The 19719-nt window shown below is 48.1% G+C and carries 12 protein-coding genes; 8 read left to right on the top strand and 4 right to left on the bottom strand.

The features are described 5' to 3' along the window. Positions 1 to 161: 161 nt before the first annotated feature. The 3 genes from J3999_RS05725 to J3999_RS05715 all read left to right on the top strand — a co-directional run bounded on the left by J3999_RS05725 (position 162) and on the right by J3999_RS05715 (position 9192). Positions 162 to 992 (top strand): EAL domain-containing protein, encoded by an 831-nt coding sequence (locus J3999_RS05725; protein ID WP_371811862.1) that lies wholly within the window; start codon positions 162 to 164, stop codon positions 990 to 992. A 516-nt stretch (positions 993 to 1508) separates the two neighbouring features. After that, positions 1509 to 7034, top strand: coding sequence for a hypothetical protein (locus J3999_RS05720; protein ID WP_208126970.1), 5526 nt, complete (start codon positions 1509 to 1511; stop codon positions 7032 to 7034). Positions 7035 to 7290: 256 nt separating this feature from the next. Continuing rightward, positions 7291 to 9192 carry a TIGR00341 family protein gene (locus J3999_RS05715; protein ID WP_208126969.1) on the top strand — a complete coding sequence of 634 codons (1902 nt, stop codon included), beginning with the start codon at positions 7291 to 7293 and terminating at the stop codon, positions 9190 to 9192. 7 nt (positions 9193 to 9199) lie between these two features. Here the strand turns inward: J3999_RS05715 and J3999_RS05710 are convergent, their stop codons facing one another. The 3 genes from J3999_RS05710 to J3999_RS05700 all read right to left on the bottom strand — a co-directional run bounded on the left by J3999_RS05710 (position 9200) and on the right by J3999_RS05700 (position 11452). After that, positions 9200 to 9664 (bottom strand): DUF1810 domain-containing protein, encoded by a 465-nt coding sequence (locus J3999_RS05710; protein WP_208126968.1) that lies wholly within the window; start codon positions 9662 to 9664, stop codon positions 9200 to 9202. A 39-nt stretch (positions 9665 to 9703) separates the two neighbouring features. After that, positions 9704 to 10873: a cupin domain-containing protein gene (locus J3999_RS05705; RefSeq protein WP_208126967.1), complete on the bottom strand. Its 1170-nt coding sequence runs from the start codon at positions 10871 to 10873 to the stop codon at positions 9704 to 9706. Between the two features lie 192 nt (positions 10874 to 11065). Then, entirely contained in the window at positions 11066 to 11452 is a 387-nt protein-coding gene (locus J3999_RS05700) for a DUF6858 family protein (RefSeq protein ID WP_208126966.1), read from the bottom strand. Between the two features lie 369 nt (positions 11453 to 11821). Here J3999_RS05700 and J3999_RS05695 point away from each other — a divergent pair, with 369 nt between their 5' ends. The 4 genes from J3999_RS05695 to J3999_RS05680 are packed head-to-tail and all read left to right on the top strand — an operon-like array spanning position 11822 to position 17152. After that, positions 11822 to 12898 carry an HlyD family secretion protein gene (locus J3999_RS05695; RefSeq protein WP_208126965.1) on the top strand — a complete coding sequence of 359 codons (1077 nt, stop codon included), beginning with the start codon at positions 11822 to 11824 and terminating at the stop codon, positions 12896 to 12898. 3 nt (positions 12899 to 12901) lie between these two features. Further along, the gene (locus J3999_RS05690; protein WP_208126964.1) at positions 12902 to 14845 is read left to right on the top strand and encodes an ATP-binding cassette domain-containing protein; all 1944 of its coding nucleotides are present in this window, start codon (positions 12902 to 12904) and stop codon (positions 14843 to 14845) included. Positions 14846 to 14852: 7 nt separating this feature from the next. Beyond that, the gene (locus J3999_RS05685; protein ID WP_243755330.1) at positions 14853 to 16010 is read left to right on the top strand and encodes an ABC transporter permease; all 1158 of its coding nucleotides are present in this window, start codon (positions 14853 to 14855) and stop codon (positions 16008 to 16010) included. Further along, positions 16007 to 17152: an ABC transporter permease gene (locus J3999_RS05680; RefSeq protein ID WP_208126963.1), complete on the top strand. Its 1146-nt coding sequence runs from the start codon at positions 16007 to 16009 to the stop codon at positions 17150 to 17152. Before J3999_RS05685 ends, J3999_RS05680 begins: the two co-directional genes overlap by 4 nt. Before the next feature lie 68 nt (positions 17153 to 17220). Here the strand turns inward: J3999_RS05680 and purB are convergent, their stop codons facing one another. Further along, positions 17221 to 18621 carry an adenylosuccinate lyase gene (gene purB, locus J3999_RS05675; protein WP_208126962.1) on the bottom strand — a complete coding sequence of 467 codons (1401 nt, stop codon included), beginning with the start codon at positions 18619 to 18621 and terminating at the stop codon, positions 17221 to 17223. A gap of 505 nt (positions 18622 to 19126) precedes the next feature. Between purB and J3999_RS05670 the strand changes: the two genes are divergently transcribed. Then, complete coding sequence (locus J3999_RS05670) at positions 19127 to 19702, top strand: hypothetical protein (protein WP_208126961.1); 576 nt, start codon at positions 19127 to 19129, stop codon at positions 19700 to 19702. Positions 19703 to 19719: the final 17 nt, after the last annotated feature.

The following is a 19719-nucleotide window of genomic DNA, read 5'->3' as shown; positions in this document are numbered from 1 at the left end:
TCAGGATTAGCCCCAACGAACCGTCTGTGCTTGTCTCGCTTGCGCTATATTTGCAAGTGAGGCTATTACTGACGGTTTTTTTATTTGCCTCAAGTTATGTCGTCTTTACTTTATGGTAAGCTAAAATGACTTTTGGGCTATGTCGAGAGAGTGTATCGAGAGTGAAAGAAGTGGAGCAGAAATTCGGTACTTTAGAACTGATGAAAGGCGAGAATTTGTTGCGTTACCGTGATTCCGCGGGGCGTAAATTCACATTGGATTGCGAAAAGTGCGCGGCCTGCATTGATTTCGATTTCAGTTATGCCTTTCAGCCGATTGTCGATCTCGATAAGCAGGAAATTTTCGGATACGAAGCACTTGTGCGGGGTGTTAATAACGAGCCAGCTGGAGAAATACTCTCCAGAATCAACGAAAAAAACCGCTATGCTTTCGATCAGATCTGCCGTCAGAAGGCGATCCGTATCGCCAGTGAACTTGGATTGGATAAGGTTCTAAGCATCAATTTCCTGCCGAATGCGGTTTATCAGCCGGAGCACTGTATTCAAAGTACCTTGCGCGCGGCGAATGAGGTGAATTTCCCGACGCACCTATTAATGTTTGAAGTCACCGAATCCGAAGAGGTGGTGGATCGAAAACATCTGACCAATATTTTCCGCTACTATCAGGCGCAAGGGTTTATCGTTGCGCTCGATGATTTCGGCGCCGGGCATGCTGGGCTGAATATGCTGGCCAGCTTTGTACCGCAGATACTTAAGATCGACCGGGAGTTAATACACGATATTGATTCCAACCCGGTTAAGCAGGTGATTGTCAGACATCTGGTGCAAACTTGTCAGGAACTGAATGTCACTGTACTGGCCGAAGGGGTTGAGACCCGTGAAGAGTTAGATTTTATCCGCACTTTAGGGGTGTCACTGTATCAAGGGTATCTGTTTGCAAAACCCGGCTTTGAATCGCTGCCGGTTATCGACGACTGGTCTGTATATTTATGATCGGTCGTACAGCTGTAAAAATCTTTCTTGAGAGTGATCTTTTCCTTCGTATGCGACCTTAATGCTTGACCCGTTCGGGTTGTGTATTATGTTGCGTTTCAGTGCCTTGTAACAAACTCGTGCACGCCATAATCCCACTAGAATCGTGCTATCTGATCAACAGATTACAAAATTTGCATCGCTTCCTCTGTTTCATTTCTTTACATGCAATTCTCCGCCAGCATCGACATTGACTTGATTGAATAATGGGAGCGTATTTGAACGCCTGCGCTTAACCGCTATTGCTCACTCAAGTGTGAAATGTTGTTGTTTTATTTGAAGCCTCCCTGCATTATCTATGGTGGACTCGTGCCTGTATACGAAAATAATTGACGCTTAATCGTGTCTCTCACAAAGCTCTTTTAAATAGGAGTAAAATTTATCGACTTGCAGAATTGATGTGAATCAATAATAAAATGTATTGGCAATGTAGTATGGAACTCCTTCCTGCCATTTTGTTTTATTTAGGAGTGCGTCATGAGCAGTGTCAGCGTCAACGGTTTTTTACAGCCGGTAAATAATCAGGTGATTGATGGAATTGATGATCCATACATCGGACATTTTCTTAAGATCAGCTACAGTCAGCTGATCTCCCAGCAGACGGTCTTTTCCAAAGACCGTGTCGATGTCGGGGGCGGAGGTGCATTCCGCTTTGCCTTGCCTAAGGAAGATTTGCTTCAGGGGAAGTCGATCAAAATCGAAGTGTTCGCCCCAGATGGTGCACTGCTTGGCAGTCAGAACTACAGTATCGGCAGTCTCTATGCCGCGGACATTGCGGAAAGTGCCGAAGACGACAGCACGCCTTTTCGTATTCAGGTAGACCCTAAAATCGTTGAATTTTGTCCCGGTGGCGAATGCGATCAGATTCGGGAAATTCAGCGTAATATCAGCGGAAAACTGGTCGACATTTCCGGTGAAAATAAAGTTGCCGGTGTGCAGATTGTGATTATGGCCAGCGACGAATCTTCGGCAGTGATCAATGATGACAGCTTTCAGCCGGTATTGACCTTACAGACCGATCAGAGCGGACGTTTTTTCGGGCGCGCCGACAGCCGGGAATATGAGCAGGCGTACGGACTGCTCGCCGGTCTGCAGGATGCGCCGGTTCATGTCGAGCTGGAAGATAAAAAAATTCCGGAAACACTTATTCTGGTTGCGGATCTGGCAAATTTGCAAGCGACAGTGAGCAGTACGGAAGGTACGCCAAAATTACCTGAAGCCAAAGATATGATCGGTAACGGAACCTTTTCTCAGGACATCGGCGGGCAGTGCGTCGATTTCACGATTCCCAACCGGACACTGGAAGAGTTCAGTTTTTATCATACGGTACGCACGACCGAACCGGAAATCCGTGGATTGACGATTACCTCCAAGGAGAGCAGACAGTTCATTACCGAGCTTGATTCGATCTCCGACGAACTCTTTACGGTGTTTAACCGTATGAACAACTCGATGAGCTCAATGGATCTGCTGCCGATTACCGTTGATGAAGAGGAACAAGTGAGCGTTGCGACAGCTACACAATCATCCGATCATTCGACTGACGCATCAGGCGCCGAGATCAGTGTCCAGCCCAAGACATTGAAGGTTGCCAGCGTGGCGACGGCAACATTCGACAAGCCGGTGTATCATTTAAAAATCGCCACGGGGATCGATAATATCAAGCTGGCTACGCCGAAAACTTTTGATTTTACGGCGATTGCCAAGTTTCTGGCCGAGCAGGCTCGACGCCGCGCCAAGCTGCAGCGTTTGCATCATGAACTGGCTGCGGCTTACTGCGGCAAAAACGGCGCGGAAGAAGCAAGTAGTTACTGCGAAACCCTCAGCGCTGAAGATTCACTGAATCGTGCCACCATTCTTTCGCTGTTGGGGCATATCGAGCGGTATGCGCAGTTTGATCCGACGCATCATCTTTTTGCAGACAAGGTACTTCCTAAACTGTTGCTGCGTTTTGTCGAGGATGTCAGAGAAATCATGCAGCAGTCAAATGTCGAAGGCGAAGTGATCTCTCTTACGCAGAAACGCGCTGAAAAAATGTTGCTGAGCATTGATCACGCCAGCAAAGAAGTTCAGGATCAGGAGGAGTTGCTCGGTTATCTGCGCGATCTGATTCACCAGCTTTCGCAGGCAGCGGGCAAAGATTCGCATAATTTCGAACCTTGCCCGACGCGTAAAACTGCAACTATGGGCATTCTTTGTCTGGTTCAGCAATTTGACGATATACGAGAAACTTTGCGTAACAAAGCGGTTTTTACGCTAGGAGAGATTCTGTCTATCCGTGCCAACTATGACACTTATATCGCGAGTATCAGCGCGTTTACCGGGCTTTTGGAAAAGTTCCATAATTTTTATCAGTCTGGTTCCGATCTTTTTATCTCGCTCGATGACCGCTATTTCATCGAACATTATGATGCGATCCGTGCCGGATTGCAGACCATTAAACGGCGAATTTTTACAGCAATCAGTAAGATTGAAGCTATTCAGGCCGAATACATTAGCAATCATCCGGGGCGCAAGCAGTTGAGTGCTGAAAACAGCGTCGACTGGGACGATACGCCGACAGTGTATGAGAATACAACCATTGCACACGGACATATTCTGCACTTTAAACAAAAATGGAAGGCGGACGGCTATTCGTTGGGCGATCTGCTGTATAGCCTGCCACTGGCTCCCTGTCAGGAAAAACAGATCGCCATTATCGATTGGGATCGGGAAGAGCGTGCGCAACGTTCGGAAGCACAAACGGTTACTGAATCGCTCGCGGCCGACATTTCCCGCGACCGGGATATCAGCGAAATCATTAATTCCACTTTTTCGGAAAATATCCGCGCCAGTTCGCATAACGAAACCAGCGGGACCAGTGCCGGGATCGGTGGGGGAATTATGGGCTCGGTCGGCAAGTTTGTCGGCGGCTTATTTGGAGGCGTTTCGCATTCGGGCAGTTCGTCGTCGTCATCCGCTTCGCAGGATTCGGCGCGAAATCTTTCCGGCAGTACGCTTAACCGTCTGCAGGACAGTATTTCACAGTCAGCTTCGGCGTTGCGCAGTCAGCGCAGCACCGTTGTGCAGACGGTCGGTCAGCATGAAACTGTGAGTGCGCAGACAGAGGTGATTAAAAACAACAACCATTGCCATGCGATGACGGTCGAATATTTTGAAGTGCTCAAGCACTATGCGATCGAACAGGAATTGGTAGATGTGCAGGAGTGCCTGTTTGTGCCTTTACCGATGAGTCACTTCGATTATGCCAAGGTGCTGCGCTGGAAAAATACTTTGCGTAGAGCGGTTGCCGGGCAGAAATTGCAGCGCGGTTTTGATGCCATTGAAAGGATTAGCAGTCATTATGCGGATTCGGATATGCCGATCGGCAGTTATGCCGATGAAACCATTAAGATGTTCAGCGGGCATTTTTCAATGACTTTTGAATTGCAGCGTCCCTATATCGCTTCGATTGAGGAACAGACAAAAACGATTACCGAAACCATCGAGCTTAAGCACTGGTTCCCGTGGTTCGACAGAGTTTTCAAAATTAGCTACGACAAGGAAGTCCCTTTAACCGAAGCAGAGAAAGATGCCGTTTTCGAGGCGGACTATGCCGCCGATATCGTACGTAAATTCATTGAGAAGATCGACATCTATGCGGTGGCGGAAGACGGATCGGAAGTGCGTTTGGATCTGGATTATACTCAACTTTCTAACTACCGCCGCGGTGCACAGATTCAGGTCAAAATTGCCAGCCGCAGTATGCAGCAGATCACCCGGCGGCAGATTCAATATTTGCGTTTGCGCGCCAATACGCAAGTGCATGCGTCATCGAAAATTATTTTGCGTGCTGCTTACCTGCATTACCGGACGGCGTATTCAGGAGGAAGCATTATTCGCAATGCGCGGATCAACAATGATGTGATAAACGTGATCGATGTCAAAGTCTCCGGCCTGTTTGATATCGATGTCGACTACGTTACCGATGCGGCCTTGATGTATACGCCGCTGTCAGACGCCGAATTACGCGATCCACGTAAGGAGGATCGTGCAGCGGCGACAGAACTGCTCGGCTTTCTCAATGAACATATGGAGATGGCGCATAAGGTCATCTGGTCAAGTTTGGATTCGAGCCGTCTGTTCGGTCTTCTGGACGGTTATATTGCCCCGAATTCGGGCAGTAAGAGTGTTGCCAGCGTCGTCGAGAATAAAGTGATCGGCGTGGTTGGCAATAACCTGGTCTTGAAGGTCGTCCCCGGTGAGCGATTGGATCCGGTCTTCAAGAGTATTACCAATCTGATGGCTTACTACAAGCCGACGACACGTCCGGATCCATACCGTATCAGTGTGCCGACTAAAGGCGTTTATGCGGAATCGGTAATGGGTAAATGCAACAGTTGTGAAGAAATTGATGACAGTCGTCACTGGCGCTTTGAAGACGTTCCTTGCGGCACGACACCGACAGCGATCAATCCGCTCTCGACGGAAAGCCGCCGCAGCGATATCGGTGACCTTCAGGTCAAGGATCTTCCAGCGAATATTATTACCATGCAAAATGCACCGAATGCGCCTGATCCGACAGGGCTGGGGGCCGCCTTTGAACTTCTGGGTAAAAGCGAAGCCTTTAAGGATATGACCGGGCTTTCCGGTACTCAGACCAATGCGCTGGAAGCGCTGAAAACCACATCGAAAAGCGTAACCGATCTGGCAGGAATGGCTGTAGATTTCCAAAAACAGAATGCGATGAAAAAGGATATCGGTAAAACATTGAAAGCGGTTCAGGAGGCTCAGAAGAGCGGGCAGATCAGCAAAGATCAGGCAAATCAGCTTGCCTATAAAGCGTTGAGTTCAATGGTTGGCGAACCGACCGCCAAAGACAGTAAATCGACGGCGACCAGTGAAGCCAAGGAGTTGACCAAAACTGCCGGCGCAAACAAGGCCTCGGTAAAAATCGCCAAACCCGATGGCGAAAAAATTGAAGTCGACGCCAAGACATCGAACGACAGTATGCAACCGCAAATAGTTCTTTCTAGTAATCTAACTGCCGAGGTTCGTGCTTTCAATCCTGCGAAAAACGATAAATCTCTGATTATCGAAGTCGGCGCCAGTCTGCAAAACGCGCCGGAAGGCGCGACGCTTCAATGGGTAGCCGAAGATGCAAGCGCACTTAAAGTGGATTCGCCGAATGCGCTGCTGACCCGTGTTAAAGGAATTAAACCCGGTAAGCAGGTGTTGATAGCAAAACTTGCGGATGCCGGCGGTAATACACTGGTCAGCAAACGAGTGCAACTTTCAGTGCCTCAGTGCGTTACGGTTGACGAGGATGCCGGTCTGTTTAATGCCGCGCTCAACGCATTCCAGCTATTAAGCGTGAAATCAAATGTCGTTGATGAAATGAAAAAGGTATCCGATCAGCTATTGTCGACCGCGAATGTTCGCGTATTCTGGAAGTTCGGCGGTTACAGCGAGAGCGTTCCGGCGCATGTCCCGAACACGATGGTGGTCAGCACGCAGATTAAAAATACCGATCCGGGCAATAACGGCGTTGCCGGCGTCACAACCGGATCTTCTTCATCCGATCTGTTCAACGAAACGATCGTACTCTATCCCGGCGTGTATCAATTGCCGAATGCCATCGACGTCGATACGGAAACGCAAGGTATTGTTCTGCAGCTCGAAAGCAGCATCACAACAGATGAAGACGGTTTGATTCCTGTGGCCATTAAAGTATTCGGCCGTTTGATCGGTGAGACCCTGAGTCATGAAATCGGTCACGCACTGCTTTGGGACGACATTAAAGGTCAGGGCGGGCATAATTCGCCATCGATTAGCGGTGATATTATGAATCGTGGGTTGGATCGTAATTTCAAACAGCGTACGGGAATGGAAAACACCGCCCAGCAAAGTCCGGTTCATCCGGATGATTTCATCGATCACGGTATCGGTAAAATCAACAAATTTCTGGCGGTTAATCAGGCGCATTTGGATAGACAGTGGCCGGTTCCACCTGCATTTGTCTAAGACGCTTGTCGTGACCTGAAAATCAGGACTACCCGCCATCCAAAGAGGCCCGCATTCTTCGGGCCGAATTGGTTTTATACCTCACCGGTGCTCAGTGCGTTCATCAGGCGCCTTGCACCGGTTTTCTTTTCCAAGCGGTAATTTCCGCCTCTATACAATCCGTAAAACTTGGACTCGCTCAATAAGTTTAAGCTTTTATACGCACTCCTGTGAATTTTTGAGATGATAGCTAGCAATTCAAACTGATGGAGGCGTAATGGCCGAGTTCACCATCCAAAACATCTGGCTTATTTGTGATTCCCATACCCCCGAAACGCTATGGCAGAATACCGAGCGCTATTGCGAACAGAAGGGATGGCATTTTCAGGGCGTGATCCAATTTAGAGATTTACACGTCGCATCACTCAACACCGATGATTTATATCTTTTAAGTCTCGCGGACCGTAACCTTAAAATCTTTCTTGAAGAGGTAGAGGAAATCGATATTGGATTGCTTCCGCATCCGCAGGCGCCGTTCGCGAAAAAACGCTTCAAGATTGCCGATAATTTGGATAAGGCGCTGCAGGACATTGATGGTTGCGATACACCAAGAATCGTGGATAACCTTTACTGTAATAACGAACTGGTCCTGTCTTCGGTTCTCGCCGGTGACAGGGAAGCGATGCAACCTGCGTTAAAAATCCAGAAGCATTTTGTGGCGCGCCTGCTTTTCATCTGGCACCTTATGCTGCATATGATCAGGGGGCGGCTGTTTGAGGTGAATTTCACAACCGGAAAAGAGTCGCAATTACAGACTGCGGCACTCGGTTTGTGCGTGGTTTATAAACCCAGTGATAATGCCTTTAGTCACAGAGTCATTGCCAATAGCGATATTGATGAACCAAGTATGCATGCGGTGGTGATTTCACCGCGTTCCATTTCTGAAATATTGCATTTCGTGATTACCCGTTTGCTACCAGTAAGCAAAAGAGATATGCCGCTGAATAATTATTTGGGACATATTAAAACGCAAACCCTGGACATTGTTTTTCAGAAGCCGGTCAGTATTCGGCTTGATTCCGAAGAAGCGGAATCGGAAAAACTGCAATGTGTCGTCAAACCGACGCAGATCGGATTATTACATCAAGGACTGCCCTCAAGCCGGTCGACTGAAACCAAAGAGTCTTTTCGGGTTAAAAGCCTGCCCAAAGGTAAGCTTGTCAGCTCTTTGATTGCTCGTCCCTTGCCGTGGATTTACCATACCGATCCGGAGGAGGTTAAAGAGACTTTTATCGGCCTCAAGGAGAGCGCCAAATTTACCCAGACCTATCTGGTACTAATGGCGCTTTCATCGCTTTTGGCAACGGTGGGGCTGTTTGCCAATTCCGCGCCGGTGATTATTGGTGCGATGATTCTTGCTCCTTTGATGGCACCGATTATATCGCTCTCTATGGGGGTACTGCGTCAGGAAGTGGATCTGATTGTAACCAGCTCCAAAACCTTGATTTTCGGGATATTATTGACCTTGTTCGGAGCGACGCTGTTTACCTGGGTGATGCCGCTGCAATCCCTTAATTCCGAGATCGGTGCGCGTTTAAGTCCTACCTTGCTGGATCTTGCTGTAGCGATTATTTCCGGTGTAGCCGGTGCCTATGCCAGCGCACGCTCCGAGGTTGCGAAGAGCCTTGCGGGTGTCGCCATTGCCGTCGCACTGGTTCCGCCGCTAGTCATCTCCGGTATCGGTATCGGCTGGTGGGACTGGCATGTCTTTTCCGGCGCTATGCTGCTGTTTATTACCAACCTTTTCGGAATCGTACTGGCCGCCGCCGCGACCTTTTTACTTCTTGGTTTCAGTCCGTTCCATCTGGCCAAACGCGGTCTGGTGCTTTCACTGATGGTCGTGGCCTTGGTCAGTTTGCCCTTGAGCTGGGCTTTCTATTCGATGGTGCAAGAGCAGCGCATGGTGTCGCAACTGGAAGGGGTTGTACTTGTCCAGCAGCAGACGAAAGTGGAAATCCGCTCGGTGCATATTCGCCGCGGCGATCCTTTGAAAATCAACGCGGTTCTGGTTGCCGATCATAATCTGCAAACGGAGGACGTTGATCGGATCAAAGATGAAATGGAACGTCGTCTTGACCGCGAGATTCAGCTGGAAGCGGCATTGTCGATATTACGTTAGAGCGGTTTCAGGAATACGTCAGTTTGCGGATAAGAGCCAGTGAGTTCTCATCCGCCTGTCCATTACAGAAGCTATCGATCGCCTGTTGGAAAACAGGCTTATCGCTGACTGCGGCAAAGAGCGTCATGCAGGAGCAGAATTTACGGTTATCCGGTTTGCCGAAGATCTCCAGCAAGGATTTAGTTCGGTGCTGCATAACCGTTTCGGTACATTTGATCAGGCGTTCGCCTAACAAAGGGTGTTCCAGATAAGCGCGTGCCTCCCCGATACTTTTAATCGAATAGAAAACTGTCCATGGACGGCTGCCGAGGCCATCCAGCTGCGGGAAAATAAACCACATCCAGTGGGTTTGCTTATGGCCTGCATGAAGTTCACTCAGGACGGTGTCGTAAACCTGACTCTGCCCGTCGATAAAGCGTTGCAGCTTATAAGGATCATCCGAAAGGTCGTCCTTTTTCAAAACGTCATCCATTGTAATTCTCCGCAGCAGAAATTGATCGGATGTCCGGCTTTATTCGATAAAGACCAGATACTGCAGTTTCCAAAGGTCGAACAGCAGAGCCTGAACCTGGTCTGTTTGCAGATAAGGCGTCAGCATTTCCTGAGTCAGGAAGTTGTTGTCAGCAAGCAGGCGGATAAATTCCGCGTCAGCGCCAAAAGAGTTCCAGATGGCGCCATTGATATACAGGCTCGTTTCGTCATCAATCTGAGTATAGGCAAAACGGCACACGGCATCCTTAATCAGGCCGTGTTCACCGTGCAAGGCGTCGATAAACTCCTGTTGTGTCGGGGTTTCCTCTGCACTTAGCGGTTCCGGAAGCTGCTGGGCGGCGCTCTGATCCAATTGTGTTGCAAAACGCGCAAACCAGGTGTGCAGTAACTTATCGTCCTGAAGTTTGTCGGCAAGCAGTTTTTTGGCCTGTAGAGCCGCGTCCCTAGTCACTTCGCCGGGGTTCAGATTCGCCGGCATTTCAGGGTCGAAATAGAGCTCCTTGAAAAGTGACATTTCCGACAGATGATCGCCGAGACTGTCCCACAACTCTTGTCCTCGGTAGGAACGATAGCCGACAGAGAAAGTCATGCACTGATCATCGAGTGCCACGCCATGGTGGCCGATCTTTGGCGGTAAATAGAGGATGTCGCCGGGATTGAGGATGAAGTCCTGTTCAACTGCAAAGGTTTTCATCAGCCGCAGGTCTACCCCTTGAATGTAATTGTCCTCTGTACACTCCTGAGTCGTAAGATGCCAGTGTCGCTGTCCGGCAGCCTGCAACAGAAAAACGTCATAGTGATCGAAATGCGGGCCTACATTGCCACCCTGAGTTGCATAGCTGATCATAATGTCATCGATGCGCCATCGCGGTAGAAAGTCAAAGTCGTTCAGAATATCGGCGACTTCCGGAAGAAGACGGTCACATCCTTGAACCAATAGTGTCCAGTTCTGTTCAGGCAAGGCAGCGTAGTCATCTTCGGTAAAAGGGCCGCGTTTGAGTTCGTAATCTTCAGTACCATGCTGGACAACAATACGACTTTCGATTTCTTCTTCAAGAGAGAGTCCCGCCAGTTCTTCAGCACTGATTGGCGTTTCAAAACCGGGCAAAGCATTACGTAAAAGAATTGGTTTTTTCTGCCAGTAATCTTTGAGAAAAGTCGGAAGGTCAAGTTGTTCAAAATGAATCATGTCGGCTCTTTATTCTGCATCAATAGATTGGAAAGTTAATGACGCTAATGATACCGAATTAACGCGACGACAAGGAGGTAATTAATAGGGCAGGAAGCGGAAAAAGACAAAGCCTGCAAAAAAATAGGAGAGTCACTTTAGGGGAGTGCGCAGGCTTTGCTGTCAGGGGGAGTTTACTGATGAATTTAAATCTTATTTGACCAGAGATTTAACCCAGGCTTCCATAGTGTCGTTGGCGATCGGGTTTGGTGCTTCCATAAAGTTGACGATGAATTTATCGCCCATATCGGTAACACCGATTGAACGTGGTCGAACCGCAACCGGATCAGCCGAAGGCAGTTGCATACCGAAGCAGAGAATCAGGTTTTGTGCATCTTCGATGCCGGCGCCAATTTCACCACCGATGTTTTTCGTGTGGCTGAAATGGTCAAAACGGGCAATAAAAACTGCTTTAGGGTGATTGTCTACCTGCTCTTGAAGGTAATCCAGGATTGCCGGAACCGTATCGAATTTGGCTTCTGCCTTGGTGAATTCAAGAGAGAAAATAGGGTATTTTTCTTTAAAGATTTTCTGTTGCATAGCAAGTCCTCGGGTGTTGAATCTTGGTATTAAATTATTTTATGTATTATAGGAATAATTTATAAACAAGCTATTCGAAAAAATTTATAAGCGCTAATAAATGCTGCCAATCCGTGATGGCAATCGCTATGAAAAGATACGCAAGTAGAGTGCTGATTTAGATAAATATTAGGGATTATGGCGTTATAACAGCGATTTAAACGGCTTTGATATAAGCTTATTTAGAGGCCGCTTGATATTGATCATACTAATTTGTACTGAGGTATGAGATTATCGTTCGTAGATTCTGAATGTTGTTTCGCGGTTCCGTGATTCTGTTCTCGTCTCTCTGTTTTCCATATCTTCTTATTTCCACACATGGATAGTGTCATGATTACAAAATATAAGGCGCCATTGATTCTATTGGTTTTGATCGTTGCTGCCTCCGCGACGGGGTATTTCTATTATTTGCAGCAGGACAACAGTCTTCCCGATGGGACTGTAAAACTGAACGGTCGTACTGAGGCTGATAACTATCTGGCGTCGACCAAAGTTGCCGGAAAGGTTTTGCAACTCAAGGTTCGGGAAGGTGATGAGGTTAAGAGCGGTCAACTATTGGCACTGTTGGACGACGCTCAGGTGCGCGCCCGAGTGACTCAGGCTGCTGCGGCTTACGGTGCGGCTGAGGCCAGTTTGAAGGCCGCTCAAACAGCCTTGAACGTGCTTAAAGAGCAGGTTCCTTTACAGATTGAAACCGCCGAGTCATCGGTCAAACATGCCGAGGCGGTACTGAACAGTGCCATAGCCAAAGCCCGCCAGGCAGCGCTGGATGAAAAACGCTATAAACAGCTGTATCAGCGCGGTACCGTGCAGAAACATCAGCACGAAAGTGCGTTATTGGCCAAAAGGATTGCCGATGACGATGTCCGTATTGCCCGAACCGCATTGAATCAGTCGCAGAAAGCGCTTAACGAAACGCTACTTGGCTGGCAACAGGTTGAAGCAAAACAACAGGAAGTGATGGCCGTAAAGGCATCCACCTTGCAGGCTCAGGCAACGCTGATGGAAGCGATGAGTGTGTTGGACGATATGCAGATCCGTTCTCCGGCCGACGGAATCGTGACGACCAGACTGGTTAATCAGGGCGAGGTTATCGCGTCCGGTGCCAGCCTGTTCAACATTGTTAATTTGCAAGAGGTCTATCTCAAAGGTTACATCGCCGAGGGAAAGGTAGGCCTGGTGCATTTAGGTCAAAAAGCGAATATTCGCATCGATTCCATTCCTAATCGCGACTTCCCGGCAACGGTCCGTTATATTGCCGCACAAACGGAATTTACTCCGAAAGAGGTTCAGACACTGGATGAACGCGTCAAGCTGGTATATGCGATCAAACTGTATCTTGACGAGAATCCTCAGCAGAGAATCACCCCCGGTTTACCTGCCGATGCCTTTATACAGGTGCAATAAGCCATGCAGACAGCGGTTGAAGTAAAAAGCTTCGGGAAACGCTTTAAAAAAACGATCGCCGTAGAAGACGTTTCGCTGACCATTCAAAGTGGGGAAATATACGGTTTGATCGGTCCCGACGGCGCCGGAAAAAGTACTTTAATGCAAGCCGTATCAGGTGTTTTGCGCTTCGAAAAAGGTGAAATCACGGTATTTGGAGAGAAAATCGACTCGGAAGCGTCCGCTAATCGCATCAAGCGGCAACTCGGGTTTATGCCTCAAGGACTCGGTCTTAATCTGTATCCGGATTTGAGTATTGATGAAAACATCGATTTCTTTGCCAATCTGCGTGGCGTGGCGCCGGAGATTCTACATACACGGAAGGCGAAACTGCTCGATGTAGCAGGATTGTCTTCCTTTAAAAACCGTGCTATGAAAAACCTTTCCGGCGGCATGAAACAGAAACTCGGTTTGGTTTGTACCCTGATTCATCAGCCGAGACTGCTGATTCTGGACGAGCCGACAACAGGAGTCGATCCGGTTTCGCGACGGGATTTCTGGGAAATGCTGAACCAATTGGTGCGTGAGGAAGGTATGACGGCACTGATTTCAACCGCCTATATGGATGAAGCCAGTCGTTTTAACCGCCTGTCTATGATGCATCAGGGAAAAGTGCTGGATCAGGGGACAGCCGACGAGATTATCCGTCGTACTCCCGGCTGGCTGATTGAAATCGAAAGCGCCAGAAGCCGAGAACTCCTGCCGGCGCTCAACGACGCTTTCGAACATGTTGAAGAGCTCGGCGATATGATCCGTATCGGCGGCTTTGCACTGCAGTCCGCCGAAGCGGAACGGCGCTTGGGCATGATTCTGCAAGACGGCACTGAAAGCTGGTCTTATTCCCCGATCGGTCTTGAGGAGATATTCATCCAAAAGCTCGATAACCGTTCGCAAAACACGCCACAGATGCGCCTGACCGAAAATCGCTCCTCGCATAGAAAAGAAGCTGTAAGCACGGATTCTCAAGATACATTAATTCGAGCCGAGGATTTAGTTCGCCGTTTTGACAGCTTTACCGCCGTCGATCAGGTTTCGTTCGATGTGCGTGCCGGGGAAATTTTCGGACTGCTCGGGGCAAATGGTGCGGGGAAAAGTACCGTTATAAAAATGCTGACCGGGATTTTGCCGCCGTCGGGGGGCGCGGGATTTGTTGCCGGACATAATATGGCTACCTCGTCCATGTCGATCAAAGAGAGTATCGGCTATATGTCGCAGGCCTTTTCGCTCTATCTGGATTTGACGGTCAGTGAGAATATCGATCTGTTCGGCAGAATTTACGGGCTGAGCGGTAAACGCCTTAAAGAAAGGCATCAGTGGGTCTTGCAGATCGGTCATCTTCAAAAGGAATGCAATACCTCCGCAGGCAGTCTGCCAATGGGCAAGCGGCAACGTCTGGCATTAGGGTGTGCGTTAATTCACCAGCCGAAGGTCTTGTTTCTTGATGAACCGACCTCCGGCGTCGATCCGATCGGCCGCAGGGAATTCTGGCGGATTCTGGTACAACTCGCCGGAGAGTTGCAAGTGGCTATTCTGGTGACGACCCACTATATGCTTGAGGCTGAGCACTGTAATCGTTTGGCCTTAATGCAGGCGGGCAAAGTTGTGGCCTATGATTCGCCGAAAAATCTCAAGGCAACGCTTAAACAACAGAAAGGTCAGGTACTGAGCCTTAAAGTTTCCCGTCCTTATCAGGCACAATCCATTCTTGAGAGTAACGGTTATTCGGAAGTGGCGCTGTACGGCAGTCGCGTCCGGCTTTTCAGTCAGGAGCCGGAAACGGTTGGCAAAGATGTCGCCGCTCTGCTGGCCGATAAAGGCATTGAAATCACCGATGTGATGATCCTTCAGCCATCTCTAGAGGATGTTTTTATCGAAAAAATCGAATCTAGCCATAGCAGGGAAGCTTAGTGAAATCATGATGAATTTGCATACTGTAAAAACCCTTGCGTATAAAGAGTGGCTTGAAATATGGCGTGATCGTGTTTATTTCTCGATGGCGTTTATTTTTCCGGTGGTCATGATGCTGGTACTGGGGTTCGGTTTAAGTTTTGATGTCGAAAAAATGCCGTTTGTGATTGTCGATTATGATAATTCTGACGAGAGTCGCGAGTACTCGTACAAATTTACCAGTTCGCGCTATTTCGACTATAAAGGTCATGCCCGTTCGACCAAGGAAACCGAGACCCTGGTCGCCAAGGCGGATATCCGTTTTGTGCTGGTGATTCCGCCGGAGTTTTCGCAAAAGATTAAAAGAGGACAAAGAGCGCAGATTCAGGCATTGATTGACGGTATGTTTACTTATCGCGCATCAATGGTTTCCGGTTATCTTGCGGCGATCAACGGCCATTATAATGCGCAGTTAATGCGGTCATGGGCCATGAAAAACAGCGGTATGACCGAACATGAGGTTCAAGCCATGCTGTCGCCGGTGAGTCTTGAAACCCGCTACCTGTACAACAATGAGCTGAAAAGTATCTGGTCAACCGGGACAGGACTGATTATTCTGGTAATGCTGGTTTCTCCGGCAATGCTCGCTGCATTGGGCGTTGTACGCGAAAAGGAAACCGGCTCGATTTTCAATATTTACGCCTCGACGGTTTCCCGTGCCGAGTTTATTACCGGCAAACTGCTGCCTTATGTTTTGATCTCCTATATCAATATTTCGATTCTCTGCCTGTTGGCGCTATGGATTTTTGAAGCGCCATTCAAGGGCGAGTTGTCGTTGCTGCTGGTAGCAAATCTGTTTTATGTCGCCAGTGCGGCTGCGATCGGCATACTGGTTTCGACCTTCGTAAAATCCCAGGCCGCGGCGGCGCTGATTTCCATGCTGGGAACCATGATCCCGGGAATTATGTATTCCGGTTTGATGATGCCGGTTGAATCCATGTCGGCCGAAGCGGTGGTCGAAGCACACGCCTTTCCGGCAATGTATCAGTTGGAGATCATTTGGGGAGCCTTTCTGAAAGGACAAGGGTGGTCAGAGCTTTGGTTTAATATTCTGATTCTGTTCGGGTTTGTACTTTTGTTTTGGAGTCTGGCGATATTGCGCTTCCATAAGAGGGTGGATGAATGAGTATTTTATGGTGGCGCAGAATTTTTGCCTTGACCCAAAAAGAGCTGCTGCAGTTCAGTCGTGATCTTATTCTGGTATTGGCGACGCTGTACTTTTTTACCGGTGAGGTTTTCATCGGTGGTAAAGGCGTCAGTTTTGATTTGATCAATGCCCCCATGGGCTACATGGATCATGATCAGTCTCTGAGCAGTCGCGAGTGGCTGAATAAACTGCGACAGCCTTATTTTGATATGAAAGGACAGGTCACGGACGAAAAACAGGCTCAGTATTTACTGGACGAAGGCTTGCTGCTCGGCGTGCTGGATATTCCGGAAAATTTCGAAAGAAATTTACTGAATGGCGTATCCACCTCAATCGGTTTTCAGCTGGATGCCAGTAATGTCATCTTGGGGAACCTGGCGGACAGTTACGTCGGGTTGGCAAATGCCCATTCCAATCAGGAGTGGATGTTAAGTCGGCTTAAAGTAGTTTCGCCTGATCAGATGCAAGTTCCGGCAATCGAGGCGAGACAGATTATTCTTTATAACCCGGACGGGAAAAGTTCCTGGTTTATGTCGATCTCGGAAATGATGACGGTGCTGAGTATGCTGTCACTGTTTCTGACCGCAGCGATTCTGGTCAAGGAAAAAGAGAGAGGGACAATTGAACAGCTTTCGATTGCGCCTTTAACGCCATTTCAAATCCTGTTGCCGAAAATTTTAGCGGTGCAGATGATACTGTTAAGTGGGATTGCAATGTCACTGTTTCTGATTGTCATTCCCGTGTTCGAGGTACCTTTTCAGGGGGAGTACTGGTTATTTTTTCTTGTTTCTGCAGTCTATATTTACGCCATGTCCGGTTTAGGTATTTTCATAGCCACAATCAGTAAAAACCTGGCGCAGGTAATGATTGTCTCGATCCTGTTGATTATGCCGATTGTTCTGTTATCCGGGGCTTTTACTCCGCCGGAAGCCATGCCTGAATGGGAACAGCCATTGATTCAATTATCGCCGCTGTATTACTACATCAATATGGGCTTCGGAATTATTCTGAAAGGAAATGACTTGAGTCTGATCTGGCAGGATCTGCTGTCCCTGTTCGCGATCGGCAGCGTACTGTTTCTGTTTGGTATCTGGCTGTTTCATCGACAGTTCGAAAGATAAGCTGAAAAAAAACAGCGCAAAAAAAAGCCGGCAGAAGCCGGCTTTTCTATCAATAGCAGTTTTAACGCTTAACGGCCTTTGACCATGGTTAAAGCCAATTCGATATTGGCGGCCTGCTGTGCGGCGTTACCGATATAGGTTGCCGGAGTCATTTCACGCAAGCGCTGTTTGGCATCTTCAGGAAGTCCTTCCAGAGAGTCGACAAAGTTTTGCATGATCTCTTTGTTGACGCGTTGACCGCGAGTCAGATCTTTAAGCTTCTCATAAGGCTTTTCAAAGCCGTGACGGCGCATAACCGTTTGAATCGCTTCAGCCAGGACTTCCCAGTTATTATCCAGGTCGTTTGCCATCGCTTTAGCATCCACTTCAAGTTTGCCAAGACCTTTCATGGTCGCTTGCAGGGAAATCATTGTGTGCGCAACACCGACACCCAGATTACGCAGGACGGTGGAATCCGTCAGATCTCGCTGCCAGCGTGAAATCGGAAGCTTCTGTCCAAGGTGATCGAAAATAGCATTGGCGATCCCCAGATTTCCTTCGGAGTTTTCGAAGTCGATCGGGTTGACCTTATGCGGCATGGCCGAGGAACCGATTTCGCCGGCAACCGTCTTCTGGCGGAAGAAGCCGTTTGAAATGTAGGCCCAGACATCGCGATCGAAATCGATCAGAATAGTGTTGAAGCGCTGCATAACATGGAAGTATTCGGCAATATAGTCATGTGGTTCGATCTGAATGGTATACGGATTCCACATCAGACCCAAACTGTTAACAAACTGTTCCGAAAGCTCGTACCAGTTAATTTCAGGATAGGCAGCCAGATGCGCATTGTAGTTACCGGTCGCACCGTTGATTTTACCCATGATACGCACTTCCATAAGCTGCTTGGCTTGGCGTTGCAGGCGGTAGGCGACATTGGCGAACTCTTTACCGGCAGTCGTAGGAGACGCAGGTTGGCCGTGAGTACGGGACAGCATCGGAATGTCGGCCATATCTGCCGCCATTTCGGAAATTTTGCCGATGACTTCATCCATACCCGGAATAATGACGAACTCACGCGCGTCTTTAAGCATAAGTGCATAGGACAGGTTATTGATGTCTTCCGAAGTACAGGCAAAGTGGACAAACTCGCTGACAGACATAAGTTCTTCGTTGTCTGCGAAATGTTCTTTAATCAGGTATTCGACCGCTTTCACATCATGGTTAGTGGTGCGTTCGATCTCTTTGACTCTTTGCGCCATTTCCAGTGTGAATTCGTCGACCAGTTTCATCAGATGTTGCTCCGCTTCGGAACTCAACTGAGGCACTTCTTTAATTTGCGGGTGGTTGGCTAACATACGCAGCCAGAAAACTTCCACTTTTACGCGGTTTTTAATCAGACCATATTCACTGAAAATTTCTTTCAGATTACCAAGACGAGCGCCATAACGGCCGTCTACCGGGGAAATCGCAGTCAATTCAGACAGTAACATTCCACAAACCCTTTGTTAATAAGATGAAAAACAGTTCGACATTATAGCCTAAAGTCTTTGTGGATTCTGCTCGGATTCCGTCTAAAGCAGGCAAGAGACTTGTTGAGGAGGAAAATCATTAAAAATCGCCGTGCACGAGCAAGTATTTAGTGTTGTGTTACAGAGGGAGCGATGCCCTTGACGAATGGTCTTGCTGAAACTGCGGAAGCAAACGGATTTAGACCGGTACAAAGGATAAAAATGATCTGAAATAAATATTATTTACTCTGTATTTGTCATTATCCGGGGAGGTCTATAGAATCCAAGAGGATTAAGATTGGTTAACTGCGACTCTCATTTGTGTAGGCTTTAATTGTATAAATATCTTTTAATTGCTGTATTAATAGGGTTTTTCCGAACGGGCATGGCGCTTTGCATGTGTCTGTAAAGCTCTTCTGAGAGGCAGTGAGAGTCTTAATAAGATAAACCAAGGTTGCGAGCGCGTTTAAATATTCAAGGGGGATTTATGCAGAGACTTTCTACACATTCAATATCGCTAGCGATGAGCTTGCTAGCTGGTGTCGGATTAGTTTTAACGAGCGGCTGTTCGACCCAGCAAGAACAACCCGTTGCCGAGAAAAAGGTGGAGTACAGTACTTTTTCCGGGTTACGAGAGTATGGCAGCCAAAACGGCTATGAGGTGTTGACGCCTGAAAAACTGCAAAGTTGCATGGAAATGCAGACCAGTTTTGAGCAACAGAAAAATGCGCTTAAGGACTTACAGGCATCAATTGTTCTGCAAAGAGAACAGATTGACGAGCAGAACCAAGAAATCGAACAAATTAAACAGGAAATTGAGCAAGAGCAAACGCACTCTTTGGTCGAGAAAGAAAATTATGAACAGCATAATACGCTGTTACAGCAATACAACCAGAAGGTAGCGGATTTGCAAGAAAAGCTGGTCGGTTATAACAATATGTTGGAAAAATATAACCAGATGAGTCTGTCTTACAACGCCGGAGTGACTTCATTTAATGAGGAGTGCGCAATAGATAAAAGAATCTACCCGCTCGATCTCAAAGAGGTCGCAGTTCAGCATTAAACTAAGCCCTTCACGCC

This window comes from Thiomicrorhabdus sp. 6S3-12, from assembly GCF_017571475.1.
Taxonomy (GTDB): domain Bacteria; phylum Pseudomonadota; class Gammaproteobacteria; order Thiomicrospirales; family Thiomicrospiraceae; genus Thiomicrorhabdus.
This window is presented reverse-complemented; position numbering and strand designations above follow the sequence as displayed.